We start from the raw sequence: 26,473 nt of genomic DNA, 5'->3' as shown, positions 1-26,473 counted from the left end.
TGTATCACTCGGGCAGCCCTAAGTCTCTGATTTTGCTGAACTGCTTTGCGGATCAGCGCTTTAGGCGGCTGATGGTGCCCAGGAAAGGACTCGAACCTTCACCTCTTGCGAGACTGGTACCTGAAACCAGCGCGTCTACCAATTCCGCCACCTGGGCAACCGTCCGTTTCCGGCGGTGTGGGGATGCGTTTATGTGGGGAACGCGGCCGCGTCAATCAGGATTCTGCGTCGACATGTGCGGATCGGGGCAGCGGTCGCAGCCCGGAGCGCGATACGATGGTGCGCGCCGCTGAGGATGGGCCGATCATGCGACCGTCGGGCCCCGCAGGGGCACACCGGACGCCCGAGCGCCCGGCACCTGCCAGAGGAGACTCGATGGATCCGCCCCCGCAGACGCGCGTCGCGCCGCACCCGCCCTGCCCGATCACGGGCGAACCCGCGAAGCGGCTGGTGCAGTGGGTCGGATCGCGCTTCCTCACCGATCTCTGGCGCTATGCCGGGGGTGTCGCCGTGGGGCACCTGCTGCGGCCGGCGGGGCGGTTCGGCCTCTGGGAGTCGCCCACCGGACTGATCTTCTTCGATCCGATGGTGGCCGGCGACGCGGCCTTCTATCGTGCCTTCTACGCCCGCATCGGTGCGCACGAGAAGCTCGCGGGGCCGCGCACGCAGCGGCTGGAATTCGTCGCCGCGGCGCGCCACGTCGCGGACGGGGATCGCGTGCTCGATGTCGGCTGCGGGCATGGCGGCTTCCGGACCTACGTTCCGGGTGCGCACTACACCGGGCTCGACCCGAACTTCGCGGCCGAGGATCCGACGGGCGCGATCCTGGCGGATGACGTCGCGGCGCACGCCGCGCGGGTCGGGCCGGTCTACGACGTGGCCTGCGCCTTCCAGGTGATCGAGCACGTCGCCGATCCGCTGGGCTTCGCCCGCGGCCTCGCGGCCTGCGTGAGACCGGGCGGCACGCTCCTGATCGGGACGCCGCTCTGGCCCTCGCCGAACACCACGATCCCGAACTTCATCATGAACGCGCCGCCCCACCACCTGACATGGTGGACGCCCCGAGCGCTGGAGGCCCTCGCCCACCGGCTCGGCTGCGAGCCGATCGGGGTCGAGCCGATCGGCATGGACCGGCACGACGCGCTCATCCACTGGATGGCCAAGGCGACGCCGATCCGCTGCCGGGAGCCCTACTTCCGCGCCCACTGGTCCTGGTACGGGGCACAGGCGTTCAGCTACGGCGCAGCCCTCCTGCTCGACCGGCTGCGCCCCCTGCCGGCGCGCACCCGCGCCAACACCCTGCTGCTCGCGGCCCGCAAGCCGACCTGAACCGGCCCGCTCAGCCCGGGACGAACAATCCGGCGATCGCTGCGCTCGTCAGGTTCGCGAGGGTGCCGGCCAGGATGGCGCGCAGGCCGTAGCGGGCGAGTTCGGGGCGCCGCTCCGGCACGAGGCTCGCGAAGCTGGCGAGTTGGATCGCGATCGAGGCGAGGTTGGCGAAGCCGCACAGCGCGAAGCAGACGATCGCGGTGCTGCGCGGGTCGAGCGCGCCGGCCTTCAGGGCGGGCGAGAGGTCGGCGTAGGCGAGGAACTCGTTGAAGACGAATTTCTGACCGATGGCGCCGCCGACGCGCGCCGCCTCGCTCCAGGGCACGCCGAGGAGCCACGCGAAGGGGCTGAGGGCTGCGCCCAGCACGCCCTCGATCGAGACCTGCGGGTAGCCCGCGAGGCCGCCGAGGACGCCCAGCACGCCGTTCGCCAGCGCGATCAGGCCCACGAAGGCGATCAGCATCGCGCCGACCGAGACCGCCACGGCGAGGCCCTTCTGGGTGCCGTCCGCGGCGGCCTCGATGAGGTTGGCGGCCCGGCGCTCGCCGAAGGTGACCCGGGTCGTGGTGATCCGGGTCGGCTCGACCGTCGGCATCAGGATCTTGGCGTAGAGGAGCCCGCCGGGGATCGCCATCGCGGAGGCCGCCAGCAGGTAGGTCATCGGCACGCCGAGCGCGGCGTAGCCCGCCAGGATCGAGCCCGCCGTGGAGGCGGCCCCGCTCGTCATCACGGCGAAGAGCTCGGCGCCGGTGAGCAGCATGAGGAACGGCCGCAGGGCCACGGCGATCTCGCTCTGCCCGATCGCGACCGTGATCACCGCCGCGAAGGACTCGATCGGTGAGGTGCCGAGCAGCCGCCGCAGCACGGCACTGAGCCCGCGCGCCATCACCTGCATCACGCCCAGATGATAGAGCACGCCGATCAGCGCCGAGACGTAGAGGATCTGCGGCAGCACCCGCAGGGCGAGGATGAAGCCGCTGCCCCCGAACAGCTCGAACATCTTCGGCTCGACGAGGCCACCGAACAGGAAGGCCGTCCCGCGGTCGCCGTAGGCCAGGACCGCCTGCACGACGCCCGCGGCGGCCGCCAGCCCGGCCTGCCCCGCCGGCACGAACAGCACCAGCGCGCCGAGCCCGACCTGCAGCGCGAGCGCCGAGAGCACCACCCGGGGCCGGATGGCGCGCCGGTTGCTGGAGAGGAGCACGGCGAGCCCCAGGAGCAGCAGGATGCTGGCGGCGGCGTGGAAGAGGCGGTCGGTCATCGGGGGCACGGGGCTGCGAATACGGCCGGAAGCTTGGCCGCCGAGGACCGGCATGGAAAGTTCGGGCCAGATGCAGGCCCCTCACGAGACCGCCGGGGGTCACTGCGCCTGGAAAAGCCGCCCGGACGTCCTACAACGCGCCGCAACCTGTGAAACGACGGATTGAACGCATGGCGAGCCTGCGCGCGCATCTCGGTGCCTGGATGGTGCGGCGGAACGTCCGCAACCGCCTCGGCGCGATGCAGGACATCGGCCGGATCCGCGCCGTGCTCAACGGCGCCACCTTCCCGGACCCGGTGGGCGTCCGCTACGAGGCCGGCAGCCTCGGCGGTGTGCCCGGCGAGTGGGTGCGCCCGGCCGCGGGCGGCGGGGCCCGTCTGTTCTACCTGCACGGAGGCGGCTTCGTCGCCTGCTCCCCGAAGACGCACCGGCCGATCACGGGCGGCCTCGCCCGGCGCGGCTTCACGCTCTTCGTGCCCGATTACCGACTGGCGCCCGAGCATCCCTTCCCGGCTCCGCGCGACGACGCGCTGGCCGCCTGGGCCGCCTTCGCGGCGGAGGGGCCGGCGGTGATCGCGGGTGACTCGGCGGGCGGCAACCTCGCGCTCCTCGTCCTGATCGCCGCGCGCGACCGCGGCCTGCCGATGCCGCGCGCCGCCGCCCTGTTCTCCCCCGCGGCGGACCTCGCCAAGACGGACGGCTCGCGCGTCACGAATGCCAGCCGGGACGCGATGTTCGATCCGGTCTCGGTGGCCAAGCTCCTGCCGCTCTATCTCGGCGGCACCGATCCGGCCGACCCTGCGGTCTCGCCGCTCAGGGCCGACCTCACCGGCCTGCCGCCGCTCCTGTTCCACGTGGGCGAGCGCGAGATCCTGCGCGACGATTCCGTGCTGATGGCCGAGAAGGCGCGCGCCGCGGGCGTCGCGGCCACGGTCGAGGTGTTCCCCGTTGTGCCCCATGTCTGGCAGTTCGCCCACAGCTTCGTGCCGGAGGCCCGCCGCTCGATGGACACGGCCGCAGCCTTCCTGAGGCGCCACGCCGGTGCGTAGCGGCGACCGAGGGACGGAGGGCTGGGAGGTCATGGCCAGCCCCTCGGCTTGACCTCGGGCCGGCACACGGGCTTCGTGCGGCCCGAGATCGATCCGAACCCGAGCGTGTCCGTTGAGGAAGAACCCGAATTTCGGCCCCGCCACCCGCCTCGTCCATGCGGGGCGCGATCCGTCGCAGCAGCACGGCTTCGTCAACACGCCGATCTACCGCGGCTCGACGGTGCTCTATCCGACCTACGACGCGATCAAGCACCGGCGCGGGCGCTACAATTACGGCACCTCGGCGACGCCGACGATGGACGCGCTCACCGAGGCCTGGACGGACCTCGCGGGCGCGGCCGGCACGGTGGTGACGCCCTCGGGGCTCGCCGCGCTCACCGTCGCGCTGATGGCCGCCGTCTCGGCCGGCGACCACCTGCTGGTGACCGATTCCGCCTACCGCCCGACCCGCCAGTTCTGCGACGGCGTGCTCGCCCGCTTCGGCGTCGAGACCACCTACTACGACCCGACGATCGGGGCCGGCATCGCGGCGCTGATGCGCGAGAACACTCGGGCCGTGCTGGTCGAGGCGCCGGGCTCGCAGAGCTTCGAGATGCAGGACGTGCCGGCGATCGCCGAGGTCGTGCACGCCCGCGGCGGCACCGTCATCATGGACAACACCTGGGCGACGCCGCTGCTCTTCCCGCCGCACGCGCGCGGGGTCGACATCGCGGTCGAGGCCGGCACCAAGTATCTCAGCGGCGGCTCGGACCTGCTGATCGGCCTGACCTCGGCCAATGCCAAGCACTTTCCGGCGGTGCGGCGCACCTTCGACCATTTCGCGATGTGCGCCGGGCCGGAGGACATCTTCCTGGCCCTGCGGGGCCTGCGCACCATGAACCTGCGCCTGCGCGAGCACGGCCGGGCCGGGCTGGAGATGGCACAGTGGCTGCAGGGCCGGCCCGAGGTTCTGCGGGTGATGCACCCCGCGCTCCCCGACGATCCTGGCCACGCGATCTGGCGGCGGGACTTCTCGGGAGCCTCGGGCCTGTTCGGCGTGATCCTCAAGCCCTGCCCGGAGGCGGCGCTCGCCGCGATGCTCGACGGGCTGGAGCTGTTCGGGATGGGCTTCTCCTGGGGCGGCTTCGAGAGCCTCGTTATCCCGTTCGACTGTGCGCCCTACCGCACGGCGACCGCCTGGGCGCCGGGCGGCTGGGGCCTGCGCTTCCATATCGGCCTTGAGGACACCGCCGACCTGAAGTCCGATCTGGAGGCGGGCTTCGCGCGGCTGCGGGCAGCGAGCTGAACGCCCTGGGACGGCGGGGGACGACCCGGCGGAAGGGCGCGGGCGCGGGGCCGCCTCACGGCACCAGCCAGCGGCCCGTCCACGGTCCCGTCCCCGATCGGTCCCAGCGGGCGCGGCGGTGACCGCGGCGATCGAGATAGAGGAAGTCGAGGGCCGCCACCCGCACCACCACAGCGGCGAAGTGCGGACGGCCGAGCGCGACCGCCGCGTCCGCATCCGGCAGCGCGTAGGCGTCGCCCGCGGGGATCGCCGTGCCGGGCCCGGGCGCGGTGCCGTAGCAGACCCGGCTCATCGGCTGGGCGGCGGCCCAGGCGGCATCGGCGAGCGCGTCGTCCGTGTGCAGCGTCCCCCGACCCTCAGCGCGAATCTGCACCGTCGTCTCGCGGTCGTAGGCCATGAGCGCACAGGCGCCGTTCCGGGCGATCTCGTCCGCCTTGTCGGAGCGGCGGTCGCAGTGGATGCGCAGCGTGCCGGCTTCCGGATCGACCGCCCGCAGCACCACCGTCCGCACCCGCGGGACGCCCGCCGCGCCGAGGGTCGCGAGGGCGGGCAGATGGAAGCCGCTGCGCCCCCGCTCGACGCCCGCGCCGAGGAGGCGCCAGACCTCCGCGAAGCAGGCGTCGAGGTCGTCGTGGAAGGCGGGCAGGGCCGCGCGGCTCATGGGACCCGGCGGGTGATCATGGCGCGGCCCGTCTCCGCCGCTCGCGGAAGATCAGCGCGAGGTTGCGCAGGTAGATCACCGTCGAGAGTCCCTGGCCGATGATGATCACCGGCTCCCGGCGCACGAAGCCGTAGACCAGGGTCATCAGCCCGCCGAGGATCGACAGGAACCAGAAGGAGAGCGGCATCACGCTGCGGCCGGCCCGCTCGCTCGCGATCCATTGCAGGATGAAGCGCGAGCCGAAGACGAGTTGGGCGCCGATGCCGAAGACCAGCCAGAAATCGAAGCGCGTGACGAAGACGTCGTAGAAATAGGCCGGCAGGTCCTCGGCGAGTTGGATCAGCACGGTCCCACCTCCGCCACCTCCGGCGTCGGGCGCTTGCGCCGGATCAGCCACCAGACGCCGGCGAGGTCGAGGATCCCGACCCAGAGCCGGTCGAACAGGCCGTAGTTCGAGCGGCCCGAGAAGCGCGGCCGGTCCACCACGTCGCGGTGGACGACCGCGAAGCCCTCGCGGGCGACGAGGGCCGGCATGAAGCGGTGCAGGGCGTCGAAATAGGGCAGCCGCAGGTAGACCGCGCGCCGGAAGACCTTGAGCCCGCAGCCGGTGTCGCGGGTCGAATCCTTCAGGATGCGCCCGCGCACCCCGTTGGCGATGCGCGACTGCAGCATCTTGAACGCGCCGTCCTTGCGGCCCTGACGCTGGCCCTGGGCGAGGCCGGCGCGGGGGCCCGCCTCCTCCAGCGCGGCGACGAGGGACGGGATGAAGGCCGGGTCGTTCTGGCCGTCCCCGTCGAGGGTCGCGACGATGTCGGCGCGCGCCGCCGCGACGCCGCTGCGCACCGCCGCCGACTGGCCGCCGCTGCGCACGTGGCGCAGCACGCGCAGCCACGGCCGGTCCTGCCGGGCGGCGGCGAGCACGGCCGCGGTGGCGTCGGTCGAGCCGTCGTCGACGTAGATGACCTCGAAGGACCCGAGCGGGGCGCAGGCCCGCTCCAGCTCGGCCACGAGGCTCTCGATGTTGCCGGCCTCGTTCTTCACCGGGACGACGACGCTGAGACGATACGCGCTCACGGAACCACCGCGTAGGCCGCGAGGCCGACCCGGCGGCCCCCGTTGATGTTGAAGCCCGAGACCGTGCCGACCCGCCGGGCAGCGGGCTTTCCGGCCTCGGCGGCCGCGAACTCGGCCGCCTGCCGCTCCTCGACGAAGACGAGGCGGCAGCCGCCGGCATGCAGGAAGTCGGAGGCCTCCTGCCCGGTCGGCGGGGTAGCGAGGTCGGTGCCGACGAGGAAGACGAGGCTCGGCTCGCGGTAGCCGAGGCTCGCCACGCGCGGGTTCGGGCAGGGCAGCGCATCGCGGATGGCGGCGAGCCGGGGCGAGACCTTCAGGGCCGGGATTTCCCGCTGGCCGAGCCCGAACAGGGCGGGCGAGACGAGTAGGCTCGCCAGGACGGCGAGGACGAGCGCCCGCTCGGGCCGGGCGGCCCGGAAGGCCAGCCAGGCGGCGAGCGCGAGGCCGACCGCGCCCGCGAGCGGGGGCAGGGCCGCCCAGGGGATCTGCCGGTCGAGCTGCCAGCCGGCCAGCGGCAATCCGACGGCGAGGCCGAGGGGGATCGCCACCACGAGAAACGCCACCGCCACCGCGCCGGGCCGGCGCGGGTCGAGGGCGCCGCGCCGCAGGGCGAGGACGGTCAGGATCGCCACCATCGGCATCAGGGGCAGCACGTAGTGCGGCAGCTTGGTGGGCACGCACTCGAAGACCAGCCACGCGGGCAGGATCGCGGCGACCAGGAGCGCGACGGCGTCCTCGCTCCGGGCGCGCCACGCGAAGGGGATGGCGAGCGCCGCGAAGACCGCGCCCGGCCAGAAGGTGCCGAAGAAGGCGAGCGCGTAGGCCCCTGGCGGGCCCCAGTGCTTCTCCTTGGCCGCACCGACCTTGCCCAGCATGTCCTGGCCGACCGCCTCGGCGAAGAAGGCGCCGCCGCTCTTCCAGGCGATGGCCAGGAACCAGGGCGCGACCGCGAGCGCCACCAGGGCGAGGCCGAGCCCCGGGCGCAGCCGCCGCAGCCAGTACGCGTCGCGCCCCAGGACCGACAGGATCAGCGCGGGCAGGCCGACGAAGAGCGGCACCATCGGCCCCTTCACCAGGATGCCCAGCGCCAGCCCGCCCCAGAAGGCGATGACGGCCGAGCGCGGCAGCGGCACGATGCTGCCCCGCGAGAGCCAGACACGGGCGAGCGCCCCGAAGCTCGCGACCGTGCAGGCGGTCAGCAGCGCGTCGGTCTTGGCGAGCCGCGCCTCCGCCGAGAGCATCAGGCAGGCCCCGAACAGGGCCGCGGCGAGCACGGCGTGGGGCCTGTCGAGGAACGCGAGCCCCGCCCAGTAGGCGAGCAGCACGGCGGCGCAGGCGCCGACGAGCGAGGGGATGCGGTAGAGCGCGATCTCGGTCCGGGCGTCGGTCACGCCGAGCGCCTCGCCCGCCGCCACGCTCGCCGCCTGGAGCCAGTAGATGCCGACCGGCTTCTTGTGGCGGGCCTCGCCCTGGAAGCGGATATCGATGAGGTCGCCCGTCTCCAGCATCTGCTTCGAGGCCTGGGCGAAGCGCGGCTCGTCCCGGTCCATCGGCTGCAGGCCGACCTGACCGGGCAGGAACAGGATGAGCGCCAGGAGGAGCAGCGCGGCGCTGGCCCAGGCATGGCTGCGCGCGGCGAGGACCGGCAGCCGGTCCACGAGGTCGGGTTCCGCATTCCCCGCGCGGCCTGCGGACAGGCTGGTCATGCGTGGTTCGCCATGGAGGTGGGCTGTCTCATCCGGATCGGCCGTCTGCGGCCCCGGACCGGCGCGGCGTCGCGGCGGGCCGTGTCGGTGATCGGCCCCGGAATGTCAAATGCCGCCTCGCCTCGGCCGTCCGGCGTCCGGCGTCCGGCGTCCGGCGTCCGGCGTCCGGGCCATTCTGCCGCACGGCACCGTTCGCATCCTCGGCCCATTGATCCGATGTCACGTGCCGTCGCGCGTGGCGGAGCGTCGTTGGAGGGGCGTAGCCGTGTCTCTGTCTCTCGTCATCATGCTCTCGGGGGCGCTCGGCGCCATCGTCCTCACTGTGGCGGCGCTGCCGGCCGCCGACCGCTTCCTGCGGTGGTGATCGCCCGCGTCCACGCTCCGTGCGGTTGAACCGCCGCCGCCCTTCCCGAGTTGATCGTGCGCAATGCAGTCGGGAGGCTCGCGCAATGGAAGTGGTTGTCATGGTGGCGGGCGTGCTCGGGGCGGCAGGCACGATGCTCTGCATGATGCCGAGCCTCGACTCGTTCTTCGAGTGGTAGGGGAACTCGCTCAGGGCCGCGCGAATCGTCCGGGCGCGTGCATCCTCTGAAATCGGCCCGCGTTGATCTCGCGCACCTGTTCGCGATGGAGGTGGCCGTGCTGATCTTCGCGCTTCTGTTTGCCGCCCTCGGCATCGTCGGCGCCCTCGTCGGACTCGGCGAGCTGGGCCACCCGGTCGGCGCCCACGGCGTGCAGAGCTACGGCTGGGGCCTCACCGTGAACGCGATCTCGTTGGCGGTGTACTTCCTGTTCGTCTGGACAAGGCGCTACCACGACCGCCGCACCTGAGGGGCCGCCCACAGCCTCGACACCTGGGGGCTGTCGGCACTGTCGAGGGCGCCGCGAGCGGCCACGCCGATGATCGAAGCGGTCATCGAACCGATCAAGGGCCTGCACCTGCCTGCCCGTAGGCTCTTCCCGGAATGCGCCGTCATCCAGCGCACCACCGGATCTCACTGTCGGTGGGTCACGACGCCCTCGCGCCGCGCCGCCTCGCGCAAGACGCGGGCGAGTTCCTCGGCGGAGTAGGGTTTTCGCACGAGCTCGAAGCCGTGGGCGTCGTCCTGGGCCAGGACGTGGCTGTAGCCGGAGGTCAGCACAACCGGCAGGTCCGGCCGGCTCGCCCGCAGCCGCCGCGCCAGCGCGATCCCGCCCATGCCCGGCATCACCACGTCCGAGAACACCGCGTCGAAGCGCGCGGCGCCCCCGTCCCCCTCCCGCGCAAGCTCGGCCAGAGCCGCCTCCGCGTTGTGCGCCCAGACCGGCCGGTGGCCCAGATCCTCCAGGATCTGCGTGCAGAACCGGCCCACCTCCAGGTTGTCCTCCACCACCAGTACGCACAGGCCCCGCCCCGGACCCGCCGGGGCAGACGCCGGCGCGGCCGGACCCGCCACGGCCCGGGGTGCTTCGGCCTGCGGCAGGTAGAGCGTGAAGGTCGTCTCGCCCGGGCGGCTGGCCACCGCCACGTCCCCGCCCGACTGCTTGGCAAAGCCGATCACCTGGGACAGCCCCAGACCCGTGCCCTTGCCCACCTCCTTGGTGGTGAAGAACGGCTCGAAGATGCGCGCCAGATCCGCCTCCGCGATCCCGGAGCCAGTGTCGCTCACCGAGACTGCCGCGAACGGCCCGGCATTGGCCGCGTGCCCGCGGATCGCCGGCAGGGCCTGCCCCCCGGTCAGCCGCAGGGTGAGGTGCCCCTCGCCCGCCATGGCGTCGCGCGCGTTGACCGCCATGTTGACCAGCGCGGTCTCGAACTGGCTGGCGTCGGCGCGCACGAAGCAGGGTGCCTCGGGCAGCGCGGCGGCCACGCGGATGCGCGCGCCCATGATCTGGTCGAGCATCTCGGCGATGGCCTGGAGGCGGGCGCCGGCATCGAAGATCTCGGGCTTCAGGGCCTGGCGCCGGGCAAACGCCAGCAGCTGGCCGGTGAGCTTGGCGGCGCGATCGACCGTGTCGGAGACCGCATCCAGGTAGCGCGCCTTGCGCACCTCCGGCAGCTCGGGCCGGCGCAGGAACTCCACCGACGAGCGGATGATGGTCAGCAGGTTGTTGAAGTCGTGCGCGACCCCGCCCGTCAGCTGGCCCACAGCCTCCATCTTCTGAGACTGACGCAAAGCGTCCTCAGCCTGGCGCAACTCGGTGAGATCGCGACCGTAGCCGTAGAGCGAACCGTCGTCCGGCACGATCGTCCAGAGCACCCGGCGGCGCCCACCGTCGGCGACGAGGCTCGACAGCTCGATATCCTCGATCATCCGGCCCTCGCCGAGCCGTTGCAGGGCCACCTCCGCGGCCGGCCGGTCCTCCACTCCGACGAAATCGAGGAACCCTCGGCCGGCCACGTCCGCCTCGCTCCAGCCCGTGGCCCGGCTCCAGGCGGGGTTGACGGTGCGGATCCGGCCGTCCAGGCCGGCCACCACCTTCAGCACCGGTGACAGGGTCCAGATGCGGTCGCGCTCGCGTCCCTGCGCCACGATCTGCGCCTCGAGCTGTTCGGCCCGCGACTGAAGTTGGGTCTCGGCGCGCTTGGCGTCCGTGACGTCGTGCACGAAGACGTAGAAGCCGTCCGTTGCGGCGTCTCCCTTCCCCGGGGCGCGGCGCGGCATGTATCGGATGTCGGCGATGCGGGTGCGGCCATCCGGCCAGCGCCACTCGCGCTCGATCCGCACCTCCTCGCCCGCGAGCACGCGCGCCAGCGCCTCGCGGCGCGCCTCGAACTCGGCGGGGCCCACCACCTCGGCGATGGTGCGGCCGACCACGGCCTCGGGCCCCTGCCCGAGCCAGAGCCGGTAGGCGGCGTTGGCGAAGCGGTAGACGAGGCCGCGATCCACGACGGCGATAAGGACCGGCATGGCGTCGGCGACGAGCCGTAACTCCGCCTCGCTCGCCCGCAGATTCGTCTCGATCCGGCGGCGCTCGGTGATGTCGTTGAACAGGATGGCCACGTGATTCAGCGCCGGGTCGTCCACCCGGTAGGCGTAGACGTCGTACCAGCGCCCGAGCGCGTTCGCGGCGTTCTCGAAGCGCACCGGCTCGCCCGTGCGCGCGACCGCCCCGTAGATATCGAACCAGTGCTGCTCGTGGTCCGGAACAAGCTCGCGCATCCAGCGCCCGGCGGCGTCGGACAGGCCGGTCTGGCGGGCGAAGGCTTGGTTGAGTTCGAGGAAGCGGTAGTCCGCGGCGCGGCCCTGCGCGTCGAAGCGCATCTCGACGAGGCAGAACCCCGCGTCGATCGATTCGAAGAGCGAGCGGTAGTGCTCCTCCCGCCTCCGCAGGGCGGCAGCGCTGCGCCGGGCCTCGAGCTGCGCCATCACGGTGCGGGCGAGCGCCTTCAGGATGAAGATCTGCGGCTCGGTCAGCCGGCGCGGCTCCCGGTCGAGCACGCAGAGCGTGCCGATCGCGTGGCCCTCCGGCGTCGTCAGCGGCACCCCGGCATAGAAGCGCAGGTGCGGCTCGCCGACGACCATGGGATTCGTCGCGCGGTCGTGCTCCGCCGCGAGATCCGGCAGGACCAGGACGTCGTCCGCGCCGAGCGCGTCCGTGCAGAAGCCGAATTGCAGCGGCATCTCGCGCGCCACATGGCCGACCGCGGCCTTGATCCATTGCCGGTCGGCGTCAATGAAGTTGATGTGGGCCATCGGCACGTCGCAGGCCTGCGCCGCCATCTGCGCGATGTCGTCGAAGGCCGGCTCGGGCGGCGTGTCGAGGATCGCGTAGGCGTGCAGCGCCGCGAGCCGGGCAGGATCGCGCGGATCGAAGGCCGGCGGGCAGGCCCCGGCACGCGTGGAAGCGTCCGTCATCGCCGCAGTCGCACGCCCGCGGACACCCTGCATTGCAGCATCATGGCGCATGCTGGGCGGCCCGAGCCCTGGGTGATCGAAGCGGCGTTTCCAGTGCGCTGCGCAGACATTCCCTTGCCCTAGCACGCACAACCGCAAGTGTCGCCGGGGAAACGGCGCCGACGCGCAGAACGGAGTACCCCGGATGCGCCCTCGCGCTCCGGCGGCCAGCGGCTATGGTGAGGGCGCCTAGAGAAGGGACTTCAGCCCGCCCCGGCCCAGCCGCGGCGGGCATTCTTTTGCCGGTACGGTCCGGTCCGCGAGCCCTCAGTGCTTCATCAACCCTTCGAGGCTCTCCAGCGGGGAGATCTTGCCGGCGAAGCGCGCGATGCGGCTGAGGCTCGGCTCGGACAGGCCGCCCGCGTTGGCGAAGGTGGCCAGCGCGAAGCTGACGAGAAGCTCGGCCTCCTCCTGCGTCATCGCCCGCCCGCTCAGGGTGCTGGCCGCGCCCTTCACCGCCAGGACCGCCTGGCGGAAAGCCGGGTCGCTCTTGAGTTCCTCCAGACGTCTCATCGTCTCCTCACCGGACCGTCGCCGCCGCGCCGCCGTCTTGCAGGCATGTCTTGCAGGGGATGTAAGAAAAATCCGCGGCGAGGGCATCCCCCGCGCCGCCGCGATCCCCGGATCAGGCGAGGAGCAACGCGCTCTGACCGCGCAGATCGGCGGAGGGCGGGCTCCGCATCGCCCGCAGGTAGGTGGCGCGCTCCATCAGCCACTCGGCGGCGCGGCTACCCGGACGCAGGGTGCACAAGATCCGGGCGGCCGCCTCCAGATCTTCCGGTTCCACACCGGACCAGGGCTGCGGCACGTCGGAGCCAGGTAGGCTGCCGGGAGCGGAGGCGCGGGCTTTCATGTCAGTGCTCGGGACGGCGCATTCCCTCACCGGGGCTGCGGCGGCACCCTGCGGCGCCGCACCTGAGCGCCCGCTGAACGGCCGTGCCGGCCCGATCCGCGGCCGATGATGAACCGGTAGCGCCCTTCGCCGTTAGTGACGCGGACATGCGAGGCGGATGGATGCGGAACGACGGCACATCACCGGATGGATCCCTGGACCGGCTGGGCGCCCAGGTCCTGCGCGTTCAGGACGCCTCTCTGACGCTCGCCGACGAACTGGTCCTGTTCACCCTCGGCGCCCAGATGGTCTGGTTCGACTTCTGGTTGCGGCCGCTCCTGCAGGCGGGCGCGGAGATGCGGACCTGGCAGGCGCAACAGGCCAGGACGGCGCGGCTGATCCGACGCGGCATACCGGAACCGCTGGCGCGCGAGGGGCTTCACTTGCTGCCGGACTGAGCACCGTGATCCCGGGGGAGTTGCCATGACGAAACTGTTCATTGCGCGGCTCACGGGACCGGGAGGCGACCGCCCCCTGATCACAGTCCGCGCCGCGGCCGAGGGTGAGGCTCGGCTGTTTTTGGAAGCCGCCTATCCGGAGGACGTGATCGCGGACGTCGCCGAGCCGGGCGAGTGGATCAGCGACTCCGACACGGGGGCGAAGACGGGGGACGTGCGCGAACATCCCGGCGTGACTTGGCAGCCACCCTCCAGCCTAGCGGGCTGAGTCCGGGGAGAAGTGTTTCCCGCTCCAGTCCCTCCGCCTCCCCGGGGCCGCGGCGCCAGGTTCGAATTATCGCCGCCTCGCACCTCGGCGCTTGGCTGGGGCCAGCGGCGCTTGTTGAGGACATCCGGGGCGCTTGAGCCGTTCCTTCACGGTGTCCGCAGCGGTAGCCCGCCGGCCTACGTCAGGAGCGTCCTCACCGACGCTTGATCGCCTGTTGGGCCGGCCGGGCAGGGGGTGGGTGCTTATTCGCTCAGATCACGGCTCCGGCTCCGGATCGACAGGACGAGCTGGCCCGGGCTGCGGATCCGGCGTCTGGGCGAGAAGTTGCGATCGCTGCGCCCGCCATGCGGCAAGCTGGTGCAGGGGCAGCCGCGCCTCCACCACGCGATCCTCGTCCAGCAAGCCCTGCACGACCTCCGTGGTGGCCTCGGGAAAGCGAGTTCGGATCGCTGCCTCGACCTGCTCGACCTGTCGATCGCGCTCCTCGGTCGTCTCAACGATGACGTGTTTCACGATGCGGATCATATGGCTCCGTACCATGGCCGCGCGCCAGATGTCCCGAAGCGGCACGTCTACGGGCCCGCGCCCCGGGGGCGCAGCCGCCGTCACGCTCACCCCCGAGCACCTGCCCGAGCACGCGCACAGCGCGCCGTTGCGTGCGAACGACATGATCGCCGAACGAGAAGACGGCGCGTCCCGTACGGGACGCGCCGTCTCGTGGAACCGGAACCGGCGAGCCGCGCCGGGCGGGCGCGGCTCGGGCTGCTGACGTCAGACCGCGCGGGCGGCGTGCAGTTCCTTGATCTGCTCGGGCGTGTAGCCGAGATCCTGCAGCACCTCGTCGGTGTGCTCGCCCAGCAGCGGCGAGGCCTTCACCTCGACGTCCATGCCGGAGAACTTGATCGGGCTGCCGACCGTCAGGTACTTGCCGAGCTTCGGGTGCGGCACCTCGACGATCGTGCCGCTGGCGCGCAGCGACGGATCGTCGGCGATCTCCTTCATCGACAGTACCGGCGCGCAGGGGATGTCGAACTTGCGCAGGATGTCGACCGCCTCGAACTTGGTCTTGTCGGCCAGCCAATCCTCGATGAAGGCGAAGATCTCGAAGATCTTGTCCTGGCGCGCGCGGGGGGTGTTGTAGGCCGGGTCGTCGATCCACTCGGGCTTGCCGAGCGCCTTGCAGATCGGGGCCCAAGCATGGCCCTGGATCGTGAAGTAGATGTAGGCGTTCGGGTCCGACTGCCAGCCCTTGCACTTGAGCACCCAGCCCGGCTGGCCGCCGCCGCCCGCGTTGCCGCCGCGCGGCACCACGTCCGAGAACTCGCCGTGCGGGTACTGCGGGTACTCCTCGAGGTAGCCCAGCGCGTCGAGGCGCTGCTGATCGCGCAGCTTCACCCGGCAGAGGTTGATCACCGAGTCCTGCATCGAGACGGCGACCTTCTGGCCCTGACCCGTCTTGTTCTTCTGGTGCAGCGCCGTGAGGATGCCGATGGCCAGGTGCATGCCGGTGTTCGAGTCGCCGAGCGCGGCGGCCGACACGGTGGGCGGGCCGTCCCAGAAGCCGGTGGTCGAGGCGGCGCCGCCCGCGCACTGGGCCACGTTCTCGTAGACCTTCAGGTCCTCGTAGTGGTGGCCGTCCGAGAAGCCCTTCACCGAGGCGAGGATCATCCCCGAGTTCAGCTCCTGAATGCGGGCCCAGGAGAAGCCCATGCGATCGAGTGCGCCGGGACCGAAATTCTCGACCATCACGTCGGATTCACGGATCAGCTTCTCGAGCACCTCCTTGCCCTCGGGCGTCTTGGTGTCGAGCGTCAGCGAGCGCTTGTTGGAGTTCAGCATCGTGAAGTAGAGCGCGTCGGCATCGTCCACGTGGCGCAGCTGCGTGCGGGTCACGTCGCCGGCACCCGGGCGCTCCACCTTGATCACGTCGGCCCCGAACCAGGCCAGGAGCTGCGTGCAGGCGGGACCAGCCTGGACGTGGGTGAAGTCGATGATCTTGATCCCCTCGAGCGGCTTGCTCATCTGAAGCGTCTCCCTAGCGATTGTTTATCGAGTGCTTGACTACGAGAACTTGGATTAATCGAAGTCTTGGTGCTTCGAATCGTACCGGGCTGCTCCGTCCGCGTTCGTGTCGTGCTGCGTCAGGCCGGCCCCTCAGGCGGGGACCGGTTCGAGTTCCGCCAGGCGGCGCCGGAGCTTGCGCTCCTCCTCCCAGCGGGCGGTGTCGTCGCGGATCACCGCGACGATGCCCGTCACCTCACCGTCGTCAGCCTTCATCAGGCCGACCGTGAAGGCGATCGAGAGCGGACGGCCGTCCCGGTGCAGGGCCGGCACGCGCAGCACCTCGCTGCCGTAGCGGGTCACGCCCGTCCGCATGGTCTGCGCGTAGCCGGTCCAGTGCCGGCGCCGGTGGCGCTCCGGGGTGATCAGGTCGAGCGTCTGCCCGAGCGCCTCGGCCTCCGGGAACCCGAAGATCCGCTCGGCGGCCGGACTCCAGACCACGATGATGCCGTCCGGGTCGGAGACGACCACCGCGTCTCCGGAGGCCGCCACGATCTGTGCGAAATCGACGTCGCGGCTCATCCTGCCTCCGCTGTCGCGTCTTGCCGTCATGTGGCGCGGGCGCGCGGTGCGCCCGGCCGGATCTTCCCTGCGGCCCGTTGCGGGCGCCCGCCGGGGCCGCGGTTGCTGCGACGTCCCGGGCAGCGCCTCCCTCGGATGCAGGCCGCGATCGGTTCGGTGCAGGGATCACAGAAGCGAACCCGACCAATTGGAATGTGGTATGCCAGAAATGAGGGGTCGGTCAAGGCGATACGGCCGAGGGCGATGTAAGACTTGCCGGGTTTTGTAATGGCGCCCGGAACGGCCTCGGTTACTTCGCGAGATCTTCTCGCACTGCAGCATAAATCATCCGCCGCGCACGGACCCTCACCGCCTTGCGGGCTGCGTCGGCTTGGTGGACTGTATCCCAAATTCTGGATCGGCGGAGCGCTGAATGGAAGAGGGACCTGGCATCACCCTTCGGCAGATCTCCGCCTATCGGTTCGAACTCGATTTCGGGAACGCACTCCCGGCGCTGACCGTGGACGAGGCGGAGCCGGTCGGGCGCGGGGCCGGCCCCTGCCCCGAGCAGCTGCTGGTCGCGGGCGTGGCGAACTGCCTCTCGGCCAGCCTCGTCTTCGCGCTCGGCAAATTCCGGCAAGAGGCCAACGGGCTGGAGACGCGGGCCCGGTGCCGGATCGCCCGCAATGCGGCGGGCCGCCTGAGGATCGTCGGGATCGACGTCGCGATCACCCTCGGAGCCGAGGCACGCGACCTCGACCGGATCGACCGGGTGCTCGCACAGTTCGAGAATTTCTGCACCGTCTCCGAGAGCGTGAAGGCCGGCATCCCGGTCGCCGTCTCGGTCAGCGACCGCGGTGGAACCTGCCTACGGGCGACGGGCTTCGGTGACGACGGGGCGGAGTGAGGGAGAGACGCGCCATGCAGCAGGCGGATCAGGGCGCTGGGGCGCCGGAAGAACTCGCGGGCTTGTTCAACGCGCGGGCCAATGCGGGCGACGTCGAGGGGTTGGTGGCCCTCTACGCGCCGGACGCGGTGCTGGCGGCCGGCGACGTCGTGGCGACCGGTCACCACGAGATCCGGCGCTTCTACACGGACCTGCTGGCGCGCCGCTCCGACTTCCCGGCGGCGACCGTGCTGCCGCCGGTGCGCAACGGGGACCTGGCCCTGACCTTCGCTACCCTGCCGAACGGTTCCCTCTCGGTCGAGGTCGCCCGATGCGGGCCGGACGGGCGCTGGCTGTGGGTGATCGATCAGCTCAAGGTCCGCTTGCCGAAGCCCGCCTGAGACCGGGCGCGCCTCCGGTCTCAGGCTCTTTACAGAAGAGGCCGGACGCCTGGACGGTTCGCGCGCTCGACTTCCGAAATCAGGGACTATCTATCCCCCGATGCACGTGAAGGAATATCGGCCCTAGCGCGATCTGCATCCTCGGGTATCGTGTGGGGCGACGGTATCCGGCCTGGAGGCGTGGCCGGAAGGGTGACGGGCGAGTCTGATGGTGCTTGTCGGCGACAGATTGGAAGAGGCGGCCCCGGGGCACGATCCGCTGCTGCTCGACAACCAGCTCTGCTACGCGCTCTACGCGGCCGCCCACCGCATGACGAAGGCCTATCGGCCGCTCCTGGAGCGCATCGGACTGACCTATCCGCAATATCTCGTGCTTCTCGTCCTGTGGGAGCAGGACCGCGTGACCGTCTCGGAGATCGGGCGGCGCCTGCGGCTGGATTCCGGAACCCTGACGCCGGTGCTCAAGCGCCTCGAAGGCGCGGGCCTCCTGCTGCGCAGCCGGCGCCAGTCGGACGAGCGCGAGGTCGAGATCGCGCTCACGCCGGCGGGGCGCGCGCTGCGCAGCGAGGCCGCTGTGGTGCGCGAGAGCGTGATGTGCCAGCTCGCGCTCAGCGAACCGGAGGTGCGGGCGTTGCGCACCGACCTCAATCACCTGATCGAGAGCCTCGGCGCCAACGACTGAGGCGAGCGGCGCGTCCGAGGCGTCGGCGGAGGCCGGCCACGCATCGCGTCCAGGGGTCGATACTTCCCGAATGCCGAAGGCTTCAGGCCGCCAGCATCTTGCCCGGGTTCATGATCCCCAGCGGGTCTAGCGCGCGCTTCAGGGCGCGCATCGCGGCGAGCGCGTCGGCCCCGTGCTCGGCTTCGAGGAAGCGCATCTTCTTCTGGCCGACACCGTGCTCGCCTGTGCAGGTGCCCTCCATCGCGAGCGCGCGGGCGACGAGGCGGTCGATGAACCCGGTGGCGCGGGCGACCTCGGCCGTGTCCTCCGGGTCGACCAGCAGCTGGGCGTGGAAATTGCCGTCGCCGACATGGCCGACGATCGGCGCGAGCAGCCCGCTCGCCACGATGTCGCGCTGGGTCTCGGCGACGCAGTCGGCCAGCCGCGAGATCGGCACGCAGACATCGGTCGCGACCGCCCGCGCGCCGGGGCGCAGCCCGAGCGCCGCCCAGTAGGCGTCGTGGCGCGCCTGCCAGAGGCGCGTGCGCGCCTCGGCCTCGGTCGCCCAAGCGAAGGCGCCGCCGCCCTCGCCGGCCGCGATCTCGCCGAAACGCTCGGCCTGCTCGCGCACCGATGCCTCGGTGCCGTGGAACTCGACCAGCAGCAGCGGGGTCTCGGGCAGGGCGAGCTTGGAGTAGGCGTTGCTGGCCCGCACCTGCACGGCGTCGAGCAACTCGATGCGGGCGACCGGCAGGCCGGACTGGATCGTCAGGATGGTGGCGTCGCAGGCCGCCTTCACGCTCGGGAAGGAGCAGTGCCCGGCGGCCGTCGCCTCCGGGATGCCGCTGAGGCGCAAGCTCAGCTCCGTGATGATGCCGAGCGTGCCCTCGGCGCCGACGAGGAGGCGGGTGAGGTCGTAGCCCGCCGCCGACTTCCGGGCGCGGCTGCCGGTGCGCACGATCTCGCCGCCCGGCAGGACGGCGGTGAGGCCGAGCACCGCGTCGCGCATCGTGCCGTAGCGGACCGCGTTGGTGCCAGACGCCCGCGTCGAGGCCATGCCGCCGAAGGAGGCGTCGGCGCCGGGATCGATCGGGAAGAACAGGCCCTGGTCGCGCAGGCTCAGGTTCAGCGCCTTGCGGGTGAGCCCCGCCTCGACCACGCAGTCGAGATCCTCGGTATGGACCGCGAGGATCCGGTTCATGCCCGACAGATCGACGCTGATCCCGCCGAGGGGCGCGTTGACGTGGCCCTCCAGCGAGGAGCCGGTGCCGAACGGGATCACCGGCACGCGGTGCTCCGCGCAGAGCCGCACGATCGTCTGCACCTCCTCGGTCGTGTGGGGGAAGACGACGGCATCCGGCGGCTGGCTCGGTGCCCAGGTGAGCGTGCTGGCGTGCTGCGCCCGCAGGGCCTCGGCCGTGGAGAGGCGGGTGCCAAAGCGCTCCGCCAAGCCGGCGACGACGGCGGCGAGTGCATCCGGCGTCGGCCGGGTCAGTGGAACGGGAGCGTGTGCGGTCATCGGCGATCGAGCCCGTGGCGGCTGCGTGTCTGGCGACGGGTTTAGAGCGGATCCCGGGTGCGGGGAAACCGCGTCGCTCAATGCTCGGCGATCCAGCGGCTGAGGGCGTTCGCGGCGTTGAGCATGTGGGCGCGCATGCGGCGGGCCGCGGCCTCGCCGTCGCCCTCGGCCATCGCGGCCAGGATCTCGCCGTGCTCGGCGTGCGAGCGCGCCATGCGGGCGTCCTGGCGCAGCTGCGTCCGGCGGAAGGCGACGAGCCGCATGCGCAGGGCCAGCGCCTGCTCGGCCATGAAGCCGTTGTGGGTCGCCCCGTAGAGCGTCTCGTGGAAGACGAGGTTGTGGGCATCGTAAGCGTCGAGATCGCCGCGCGCGATCATCTGCGCGGCGTGCTCGTGCAGCTCCATCAGCCGGCCGCGCTCCAGGAGCGTCATCCGGTAGGTGGCGAGCCGGGCGCACATGGCCTCGAACTCGGCAGTGGTCTCGAACATCTCGGTGACGCGCTCCGACGTCATGGGCGTCACCACCGCGCCCTTGCGCGGTCGCATCTCGACGAGGCCGTTGAAGGCGAGCTGGCGCAGGGCGTCGCGCACGGGGGTGCGCGAGGCGCCGAAGCGGTCGGCCAGCTCCTGCTCGTCGAGGGCGGTCCCGGCCGCGAGGTCGCCGGAGGCGATCGCGTCGGTGAGTGCGTTCCGGATCCTGTCCGAGATCAGGCCGCGCTCCTCGGCACCGGCGCACTCCATGCTTTCCTCCTATCGGCCTGGACGACTCGGGCGGCAAGCCCCTGTGAATACCGATAACCGCTGATCTGGTCATTGTGAATGCACAGACATCGGTTTACGCTCGCTGCGAATGCGAGATGCAGGGCAATCTTCGATGATCGATTGGCGCAGCGAGGCGAGGCTCCGCGAGGAGCGGATCGCGGCCGGGCACGCCTGCGCGGACGGCAAGGTGGTGCCGGCCACGCGTGCCGTCGAGCTGCTGGAAGCGGTGCTGCGCCCCGGCGACCGGGTCTGCCTGGAGGGCGACAACCAGAAACAGGCCGACTGCCTGGCCCGCGCGCTCGCGGCCTGTGACTCCAGCAAGGTCCACGACCTGCACATGGTGCAGTCGGGCATCGTGCTGCCCGAGCATCTCGACGTGTTCGAGACCGGCATCGCGCGGCGGCTCGACTACTCCTATTCGGGGCCGCAGGGCGCGCGCATTGCCCGGATGCTGTACGGCGGGCAGATCGAGCTGGGGGCGGTCCACACCTATCTGGAGCTGTTCGCCCGCTACTTCGTGGACCTGACGCCGAACGTGGCGCTGATCGCGGGCGTCTCGGCCGACCGGGAGGGCAACCTCTACACGGGCCCGAATACCGAGGACACGCCCACGGTGGTCGAGGCCACCGCCTTCAAGAACGGCGTCGTGATCGCGCAGGTCAACGAGATCGTGGATCACGTGCCCCGCATCGACATCCCGGGCGACCGGATCGACTTCGTGGTCGCGGCGGACAGGCCCTTCTACGTCGAGCCGCTCTTCACCCGCGATCCGGCCGCGATGACCGAGACGCAGGTCCTGATGGCCATGATGGCGATCAAGGGCATCTACGCGGAGTACGGCATCCGCCGCCTCAACCACGGCATCGGCTTCGGCACGGCGGCGATCGAACTCCTGCTGCCGACCTACGGCGAGCGGCTGGGCCTCAAGGGCAGGATCGCCACGCACTGGGCGCTGAACCCACACCCCACCCTGATCCCGGCGATCGAGTCGGGCTGGGTGCAACAGGTCCACTGCTTCGGCTCAGAGGTCGGCATGGACCGCTACATCCGCGCGCGGCCGGACATCTTCTTCACGGGACGCGACGGATCTTTGCGCTCGAACCGGGCCTTCTGCCAGACGGCGGGACTCTACGCCTGCGATCTCTTCATCGGCTCGACGCTGCAGATCGACCTAATGGGCCATTCCTCGACCGTGACCCAGAACCGGGTGGCGGGCTTCGGCGGCGCGCCCAACATGGGCTCCGATCCGCACGGGCGGCGCCACCCTTCCGACACCTGGATGAAGGCGGGGCGGGAGGCGCAGGTCACGGGAGACCCGATGCTGATGCGCGGGCGCAAGCTCGTCGTGCAGCTCGTCGAGACCTTCGGCGACAAGCTGGTGCCGACCTTCGTCGAGCGCCTCGACGCGATGGAGCTGGCGCGGAAGACCGGCCTCGAACTGGCGCCCGTGATGATCTACGCCGACGACGTCACGCACATCGTCACCGAGGAGGGCATCGCCAACCTCCTCCTCTGCCGCGACGCCGACGAGCGCGAGCAGGCGATCCGCGGGGTTGCGGGGTACACCGAGATTGGGCGCGGGCGCGACCGGGCCAAGGTCGAGGACCTGCGCGCCCGCGGCATCGTGCGCCGGCCGGAGGATCTCGGCATCGAACCGCTCGACGCCGACCGGGCGCTGCTTGCGGCGAAATCGATCAAGGACCTCGTGCACTGGTCGGGCGGGCTCTACGAGCCGCCGGCCAAGTTCCGGAACTGGTGAGGCCGCCATGGAATCCCTGACCTTCCGCCACACCACGGGCAAGCCGCTCGCCGGCACGGCGCCCAGCGCCATCACGGGCGTGGTCGCCTCCGGCAACCTCGAGATCCTGCTGGAGCGGGTGCTACCGCCCGACACATGCGAGGTCGCGATCGAGACGCCGATCGCCGGCTACGGGCCGGTCTGGGAGGCGGTGGTGGCCGATTTCGTCGCCCGCGCGCAGCCCGGCGGCATCCGCATCAGCATCAACGACGGGGGCGCGCGCCCCGACACCGTGTCCCTGCGCCTGCTCCAGGGCGCCCGGCTGATGGAGGCCTGATCATGGCTGCACCGACGGCCGCGGGCGCCGACCCGCAGGCGCTGAGCTGGTACGAGGCCACCGCGCGCCAGCGCGTCCTGGCGCTCACCGATCCGGGCAGCTTCACGGAGTTCATGGGGCCGACCGAGCGGCGGATGAGCCCGCACCTGCCGCTCTTCGACCTGCCGCGCGCCTTCGACGACGGCATCGTGGTGGGCCGTGCCCGGCTCGACGGGAAGCCCGTCCTCGTCGCTGCCCAGGAGGGCCGCTTCATGGGCGGCGCCTTCGGCGAGGTGCACGGCGCCAAGCTGATCGGGCTGCTGCGCGCCGCCCTCGACGTGCGGCCCGCCGCGGTGCTGATCCTGTTCGACACCGGCGGCGTGCGCCTGCAGGAGGCGAATGCCGGCGAGACCGCCATCGCCGAGGCGATGCGGGCGATCGCGCAGGTGCGCGCGGCCGGCGTGCCGGTAATTGGCCTCGTCGGCGGCCGGGCGGGAGCTTACGGGGGCGGCGGCCTCATCGCCGGCACCTGCTCGCGGCTCGCCGTCTCGGAGGCCGGGCGCATCTCGGTCTCGGGGCCGGAGGTGATCGAGACCAACCGGGGCGCCGAGGAGTTCGACTCTCGCGACCGGGCGCTGGTCTGGCGCACCATGGGCGGCAAGCATCGCCGGCTGATCGGAGGCGCCGACGCCTACAGCGACGACACGGTCGCGGCCTTCCGGGCCGCCGCCCTCGACCTGATCGGCCGAGCGCCCGCCTTCGACCTCGCGACGCTGGATTCCGAGCAGGCCCGCCTGGAGGCGCGCATCGCGCGCTTCGGCGATTGCCGCGACGCCACCGAGATCTGGGCGCGGCTCGGCGTCAACGATCCGGAGGCCGTGCCGGCCATGACCACGGCAGCCTTCGACGAGACGGTCGCCCGGGTGACGGAGGCGCACCATGACGCTCGCTGAGATTCTCGCCTCGCTCTTCCCGCAGGGCCATCGGGTGCGGGTCGCGGAGGGGCTCGCCACCGGAAGCGGCCCCCTCGACGGGGCCGAGGCCACGGTGATCGGGATCGACGGCAACACGCCGCTCGGCATCGAGGGCGCGCTGGCGCTGTCGCGCGCCGTGCTCGACGCGGTGCGGGCGGGCCGGAAGGGCCCGATCCTGGTGCTGGTCGATTCCGACAGCCAGCGCATGAGCCGCCGCGACGAGCTGCTCGGCCTCAACGAGTGCCTCGCGCATCTGGCCAAGGCGCTGCTGCTCGCCGACCGCTCCGGCCACCCGACGGTCGGGCTGCTCTACGGCCACACGGCGGCGGGCGCCTTCATCGCCACGGCGCTCGCGACCCGCGTGCTCGCGGCGCTGCCCGGCGCGAACCCGAGCGTGATGGACCTGCCCTCCGTGGCGCGCGTCACCAAGCTGCCGCTCGCGACGCTGCAGGAGATGGCGAAGTCGACCCCGGTCTTCGCGCCGGGCCTCGACAACATGGTGGCGACGGGCGCCGTCCACGCCGTCCTCGATCCCACCCGGCCGCTCGACGCGCAGGTCCGCGACCTGATCGCCGACCTCCCGGCAGAGGACGCCCGCGACCGCCTCGGTTCCGAGCGGGGCGGCCGGCCGGTGGCGCAGGCGGTGGCCGCGCAGGTCGCCGCCGAGGCCCGGCGTGACTGAGGCCTTGCGGCGCCACGACCTCGTCCGGGCCGACGCGCGGGCCTTCGCGGACCTGCTGCGGACGCGCCCCGACCTCGACGGCACGCCCTACCTGGCGGATTGGGCCGCCCGCGGCTGGCCGCTGATCGTGCGCCGCTACGGGCCGGGCGAGGATCGGGCGTGGGTGCCCCTCGGGCTTCCGCTGCCGCCGGCGGCGGGCAAGCGCCGCATCGGTCTCGCCCTGCCCGCCCGTGCTCTGACCCCGCTGCCGGCGCCGACCCTGGCGCAGGTGCGGCGAACGGCGCCGGAGGCCTGGCAGCCGACGCTCGACGCGCTTCTGGCTCTCGCCGCCGCGCACGGCCTCGTGCCGTGCCCCTTCGGCGCCCTGCTCTGGCAGGCGCTCACCGGGCTCGCCCATCTCTCCGCAACCTCCGACCTCGACCTGCTCTGGCCGATCGCAGACCTGCCCGCCGGCTTCCTCGCCGGGCTCGCCCGGATCGCCGAGACCGCGCCGATGCGGATCGACGGCGAGGTGATCCTGGCGGACGGGGCGGGCATCCAGTGGCGCGAGCTGCATGAGGCGGGCGACACGGTGCTCGCCAAGCACCGCGACCGGCTGGAGCTGCGCGCCGTCTCGGGGCTGCGGGCGCGGGTGGCGGCGTGACGGGCGCGCCGCCTGCCTCGCCCTCCCCTCTCTGCGAGGGAGGGTGGCCCCTGCGTCAGCAGGGGTCGGGAGAGGGGAGCGACGCTTCCAGCGGAGGCGCGGCTTTCATGCAGGACGGAGCCCTCGCCTGGGCCGCCGCGCCTCTCTTGCGGGACCTCGTCCCAGCCCCCCCTTCCGTGCAGGGCACTCTCCCCCACCGAGGGAGAGGGGAGGCCGCGGCGCCCGCTGCCTCCCTCGCCGCCCGGGCCGTCGCGGCCCTGCGGCTCGAACTCGACACCTACCCCAAGCCCGGCCTCGTCAGCCGGATCGACAGCGGCAGCCACGTCGACATGGACGCGGCGACCTTCGCGGCGAGCGCCGCCGCCCTCGAACCCCACTTCGCCGCGCTCGCTCGTGCGGGCGCCGCCGGCCGCGACATGGCGGCCCTGCGCCGGATCGGCCTCGACGCCGAGGCCGCCATGCGGGCGGCGACCGGGGGCGTGAACACGCATCGGGGCGCGATCTTCGGGCTCGGCCTCCTCGTCTCCGCCGCGGGCGCGCTCGGGGCCGGCGCGCGGCCGCCGGCACCGGGCGCGCTCGGCGCCCATGTCCGCACACGCCACGCGGCGGGCATCCTCGACGGGCCGGAACTCCTGCACGCGCCCGGCGCCCGCGCCCGGCGGCGCCACGCGGTCGGCGGCGCGCCGGCCGAGGCGGCCGCGGGCTTCCCGACCCTCTACAGGATCGGCCTGCCGGCGCTGCGGCGGGCGCGCCGCCTCCGGCCCGGCGACGCTAACGCCGCCCGGGTCGGCTGCTGCCTCGCGCTGGTCGCGGCCCTGGAGGACACCAACCTGCTGCACCGGGGCGGCGCGGAGGGCTACCGCTTCGCCCGCGAGGCGGCGGCCCGCTTCGATGCGGCAGGCGGCGTTGCGCAGGACGAGTGGTACGCGCGCGCGCAGGCGCTCCACCGCGCCTTCGTCGCCCGGCGCCTCAGCCCCGGCGGCGCGGCGGACCTCCTCGCGATGACGCTGTTCGTGGACGCGGTCGAGGCCCATCCGTGACCCTCGCGATCCTGCTCTCCGGTCAGGGTGGCCAGAACCCGGAGATGTTCGCTCTGACCGCCGAGGCGCCCGAGGCTCAGGGCGTCTTCGAGGCCGCCCGGCCCCTCCTCGGGGCCGACCCGCGCGATCTCGTCCGCCGGCCGGACGCGGCGCTGCACGGCAACCGCACCGGCCAGATCCTCTGCTGCGTCGCCGCGCTCGCGGGCTGGCGCCTGGTCGCGCCCGCCCTGCCCGCGCGCACGATCGTGGCCGGCTACAGCATCGGTGATCTCGCCGCCTGGGGCTGTGCCGGCCGCCTGGCGCCCGAGGCGGTGCTGCGCCTGGCCGCCGCCCGCGCCGAGGCGATGGATGCCGCCTCGGGCGAGGGCTTCGGCCTCGCCGGCATCCGCGGCGTCGCCCTCGCGCGCATCGCGGCGATGGCGGATCGCCACGGCTGCCACCTCGCCATCCGCAACGCCGCCGACAGCGCCGTGGTTGGCGGCCCGCGCG

Annotated in this window: 29 protein-coding genes and 1 tRNA gene (1 of these 30 cut by a window edge); 16 read left to right on the top strand and 14 right to left on the bottom strand. The window is 72.2% G+C overall.

Going from position 1 to position 26,473, the window contains the following annotated elements; genetic code table 11:
* Positions 1 to 72: 72 nt before the first annotated feature.
* Positions 73 to 157 (bottom strand) — tRNA-Leu (locus DK427_RS09570).
* 218 nt (positions 158 to 375) lie between these two features.
* Here DK427_RS09570 and DK427_RS09565 point away from each other — a divergent pair.
* A complete protein-coding gene (locus tag DK427_RS09565; RefSeq protein ID WP_109951063.1) occupies positions 376 to 1,329 on the top strand; it encodes a class I SAM-dependent methyltransferase in 954 nt (317 codons plus the stop codon).
* A 10-nt stretch (positions 1,330 to 1,339) separates the two neighbouring features.
* Here DK427_RS09565 and DK427_RS09560 read toward each other — a convergent pair whose 3' ends face one another.
* Entirely contained in the window at positions 1,340 to 2,590 is a 1,251-nt protein-coding gene (locus DK427_RS09560; protein WP_109951062.1) for a NupC/NupG family nucleoside CNT transporter, read from the bottom strand.
* Between the two features lie 170 nt (positions 2,591 to 2,760).
* On the opposite strand from DK427_RS09560, the gene DK427_RS09555 reads away from it, so the two are divergent.
* Positions 2,761 to 3,639, top strand: a complete 879-nt coding sequence (locus DK427_RS09555) for an alpha/beta hydrolase (protein WP_109951061.1) — start codon at positions 2,761 to 2,763, stop codon at positions 3,637 to 3,639.
* 112 nt (positions 3,640 to 3,751) lie between these two features.
* Positions 3,752 to 4,924, top strand: a complete 1,173-nt coding sequence (gene metC, locus DK427_RS09550) for a cystathionine beta-lyase (protein ID WP_109951060.1) — start codon at positions 3,752 to 3,754, stop codon at positions 4,922 to 4,924.
* Positions 4,925 to 4,979: 55 nt separating this feature from the next.
* Here the strand turns inward: metC and DK427_RS09545 are convergent, their stop codons facing one another.
* The 4 genes from DK427_RS09545 to DK427_RS09530 are packed head-to-tail and all read right to left on the bottom strand — an operon-like array spanning position 4,980 to position 8,365.
* On the bottom strand, positions 4,980 to 5,585 hold the full coding sequence (locus tag DK427_RS09545; protein WP_109951059.1) for a pyridoxamine 5'-phosphate oxidase family protein: 606 nt from the start codon (positions 5,583 to 5,585) through the stop codon (positions 4,980 to 4,982).
* A gap of 16 nt (positions 5,586 to 5,601) precedes the next feature.
* Positions 5,602 to 5,931 carry a lipid-A-disaccharide synthase N-terminal domain-containing protein gene (locus DK427_RS09540; RefSeq protein ID WP_109951058.1) on the bottom strand — a complete coding sequence of 110 codons (330 nt, stop codon included), beginning with the start codon at positions 5,929 to 5,931 and terminating at the stop codon, positions 5,602 to 5,604.
* The gene (locus DK427_RS09535; RefSeq protein ID WP_109951057.1) at positions 5,925 to 6,659 is read right to left on the bottom strand and encodes a glycosyltransferase family 2 protein; all 735 of its coding nucleotides are present in this window, start codon (positions 6,657 to 6,659) and stop codon (positions 5,925 to 5,927) included. The genes DK427_RS09540 and DK427_RS09535 overlap by 7 nt, the downstream gene beginning before the upstream one ends.
* On the bottom strand, positions 6,656 to 8,365 hold the full coding sequence (locus DK427_RS09530) for an ArnT family glycosyltransferase (RefSeq protein WP_109951056.1): 1,710 nt from the start codon (positions 8,363 to 8,365) through the stop codon (positions 6,656 to 6,658). The genes DK427_RS09535 and DK427_RS09530 overlap by 4 nt, the downstream gene beginning before the upstream one ends.
* A 579-nt stretch (positions 8,366 to 8,944) precedes the next feature.
* On the opposite strand from DK427_RS09530, the gene DK427_RS09525 reads away from it, so the two are divergent.
* The gene (locus DK427_RS09525) at positions 8,945 to 9,196 is read left to right on the top strand and encodes a hypothetical protein (RefSeq protein ID WP_109951055.1); all 252 of its coding nucleotides are present in this window, start codon (positions 8,945 to 8,947) and stop codon (positions 9,194 to 9,196) included.
* Between the two features lie 164 nt (positions 9,197 to 9,360).
* On the opposite strand, the gene DK427_RS09520 is transcribed toward DK427_RS09525, so the two are convergent.
* From DK427_RS09520 to DK427_RS09510, 3 genes are all read right to left on the bottom strand, one after another.
* Entirely contained in the window at positions 9,361 to 12,204 is a 2,844-nt protein-coding gene (locus DK427_RS09520; RefSeq protein WP_109954081.1) for a PAS domain-containing protein, read from the bottom strand.
* Positions 12,205 to 12,510: 306 nt separating this feature from the next.
* Positions 12,511 to 12,756: a hypothetical protein gene (locus tag DK427_RS09515; protein WP_109951054.1), complete on the bottom strand. Its 246-nt coding sequence runs from the start codon at positions 12,754 to 12,756 to the stop codon at positions 12,511 to 12,513.
* 112 nt (positions 12,757 to 12,868) lie between these two features.
* A complete protein-coding gene (locus DK427_RS09510) occupies positions 12,869 to 13,096 on the bottom strand; it encodes a hypothetical protein (RefSeq protein ID WP_109951053.1) in 228 nt (75 codons plus the stop codon).
* Positions 13,097 to 13,257: 161 nt separating this feature from the next.
* Between DK427_RS09510 and DK427_RS09505 the strand changes: the two genes are divergently transcribed.
* Both DK427_RS09505 and DK427_RS09500 read left to right on the top strand, forming a co-directional pair.
* Complete coding sequence (locus DK427_RS09505) at positions 13,258 to 13,533, top strand: hypothetical protein (RefSeq protein ID WP_109951052.1); 276 nt, start codon at positions 13,258 to 13,260, stop codon at positions 13,531 to 13,533.
* Between the two features lie 25 nt (positions 13,534 to 13,558).
* Positions 13,559 to 13,801: a hypothetical protein gene (locus DK427_RS09500; RefSeq protein ID WP_109951051.1), complete on the top strand. Its 243-nt coding sequence runs from the start codon at positions 13,559 to 13,561 to the stop codon at positions 13,799 to 13,801.
* A gap of 255 nt (positions 13,802 to 14,056) precedes the next feature.
* Here DK427_RS09500 and DK427_RS09495 read toward each other — a convergent pair whose 3' ends face one another.
* The 3 genes from DK427_RS09495 to DK427_RS09485 all read right to left on the bottom strand — a co-directional run bounded on the left by DK427_RS09495 (position 14,057) and on the right by DK427_RS09485 (position 16,384).
* A complete protein-coding gene (locus DK427_RS09495) occupies positions 14,057 to 14,326 on the bottom strand; it encodes a hypothetical protein (protein WP_109951050.1) in 270 nt (89 codons plus the stop codon).
* A 246-nt stretch (positions 14,327 to 14,572) separates the two neighbouring features.
* The gene (frc, locus tag DK427_RS09490; protein WP_109951049.1) at positions 14,573 to 15,823 is read right to left on the bottom strand and encodes a formyl-CoA transferase; all 1,251 of its coding nucleotides are present in this window, start codon (positions 15,821 to 15,823) and stop codon (positions 14,573 to 14,575) included.
* A gap of 132 nt (positions 15,824 to 15,955) precedes the next feature.
* Positions 15,956 to 16,384 carry a PAS domain-containing protein gene (locus tag DK427_RS09485; protein ID WP_109951048.1) on the bottom strand — a complete coding sequence of 143 codons (429 nt, stop codon included), beginning with the start codon at positions 16,382 to 16,384 and terminating at the stop codon, positions 15,956 to 15,958.
* A 412-nt stretch (positions 16,385 to 16,796) separates the two neighbouring features.
* Here DK427_RS09485 and DK427_RS09480 point away from each other — a divergent pair, with 412 nt between their 5' ends.
* The 3 genes from DK427_RS09480 to DK427_RS09470 all read left to right on the top strand — a co-directional run bounded on the left by DK427_RS09480 (position 16,797) and on the right by DK427_RS09470 (position 18,332).
* Positions 16,797 to 17,270 (top strand): OsmC family protein, encoded by a 474-nt coding sequence (locus tag DK427_RS09480; protein WP_109951047.1) that lies wholly within the window; start codon positions 16,797 to 16,799, stop codon positions 17,268 to 17,270.
* A gap of 14 nt (positions 17,271 to 17,284) precedes the next feature.
* The gene (locus DK427_RS09475) at positions 17,285 to 17,650 is read left to right on the top strand and encodes a YybH family protein (RefSeq protein WP_109951046.1); all 366 of its coding nucleotides are present in this window, start codon (positions 17,285 to 17,287) and stop codon (positions 17,648 to 17,650) included.
* Between the two features lie 208 nt (positions 17,651 to 17,858).
* A complete protein-coding gene (locus tag DK427_RS09470) occupies positions 17,859 to 18,332 on the top strand; it encodes a MarR family winged helix-turn-helix transcriptional regulator (protein ID WP_109951045.1) in 474 nt (157 codons plus the stop codon).
* 82 nt (positions 18,333 to 18,414) lie between these two features.
* Here the strand turns inward: DK427_RS09470 and DK427_RS09465 are convergent, their stop codons facing one another.
* Together DK427_RS09465 and DK427_RS09460 are read right to left on the bottom strand one after the other, a co-directional pair.
* Entirely contained in the window at positions 18,415 to 19,830 is a 1,416-nt protein-coding gene (locus DK427_RS09465; protein ID WP_109951044.1) for an FAD-linked oxidase C-terminal domain-containing protein, read from the bottom strand.
* A gap of 77 nt (positions 19,831 to 19,907) precedes the next feature.
* Entirely contained in the window at positions 19,908 to 20,570 is a 663-nt protein-coding gene (locus tag DK427_RS09460) for a GntR family transcriptional regulator (protein WP_109951043.1), read from the bottom strand.
* A 133-nt stretch (positions 20,571 to 20,703) separates the two neighbouring features.
* On the opposite strand from DK427_RS09460, the gene mdcA reads away from it, so the two are divergent.
* The 7 genes from mdcA to DK427_RS09425 form a co-directional block, all read left to right on the top strand.
* Positions 20,704 to 22,350 (top strand): malonate decarboxylase subunit alpha, encoded by a 1,647-nt coding sequence (mdcA, locus tag DK427_RS09455; RefSeq protein WP_109951042.1) that lies wholly within the window; start codon positions 20,704 to 20,706, stop codon positions 22,348 to 22,350.
* Between the two features lie 7 nt (positions 22,351 to 22,357).
* The gene (gene mdcC, locus DK427_RS09450; RefSeq protein ID WP_109951041.1) at positions 22,358 to 22,666 is read left to right on the top strand and encodes a malonate decarboxylase acyl carrier protein; all 309 of its coding nucleotides are present in this window, start codon (positions 22,358 to 22,360) and stop codon (positions 22,664 to 22,666) included.
* A gap of 2 nt (positions 22,667 to 22,668) precedes the next feature.
* Positions 22,669 to 23,598, top strand: a complete 930-nt coding sequence (locus DK427_RS09445) for a biotin-independent malonate decarboxylase subunit beta (protein ID WP_109951040.1) — start codon at positions 22,669 to 22,671, stop codon at positions 23,596 to 23,598.
* Positions 23,585 to 24,301: a biotin-independent malonate decarboxylase subunit gamma gene (mdcE, locus tag DK427_RS09440; protein WP_109951039.1), complete on the top strand. Its 717-nt coding sequence runs from the start codon at positions 23,585 to 23,587 to the stop codon at positions 24,299 to 24,301. Before DK427_RS09445 ends, mdcE begins: the two co-directional genes overlap by 14 nt.
* Positions 24,294 to 24,944 (top strand): malonate decarboxylase holo-[acyl-carrier-protein] synthase, encoded by a 651-nt coding sequence (mdcG, locus tag DK427_RS09435; RefSeq protein WP_109951038.1) that lies wholly within the window; start codon positions 24,294 to 24,296, stop codon positions 24,942 to 24,944. Before mdcE ends, mdcG begins: the two co-directional genes overlap by 8 nt.
* 107 nt (positions 24,945 to 25,051) lie before the next feature.
* The gene (mdcB, locus tag DK427_RS09430) at positions 25,052 to 25,984 is read left to right on the top strand and encodes a triphosphoribosyl-dephospho-CoA synthase MdcB (protein WP_109951037.1); all 933 of its coding nucleotides are present in this window, start codon (positions 25,052 to 25,054) and stop codon (positions 25,982 to 25,984) included.
* Positions 25,981 to 26,473, top strand: the 5' portion of a protein-coding gene (locus DK427_RS09425) for an acyltransferase domain-containing protein (protein ID WP_109951036.1). Its footprint extends 440 nt past the window's final position; the window shows 493 of its 933 coding nt (coding positions 1-493); the start codon lies at positions 25,981 to 25,983; its stop codon lies beyond the right edge, outside the window. Before mdcB ends, DK427_RS09425 begins: the two co-directional genes overlap by 4 nt.

The organism is Methylobacterium radiodurans (genome assembly GCF_003173735.1).
Lineage (GTDB): Bacteria > Pseudomonadota > Alphaproteobacteria > Rhizobiales > Beijerinckiaceae > Methylobacterium > Methylobacterium radiodurans.
This window is presented reverse-complemented; position numbering and strand designations above follow the sequence as displayed.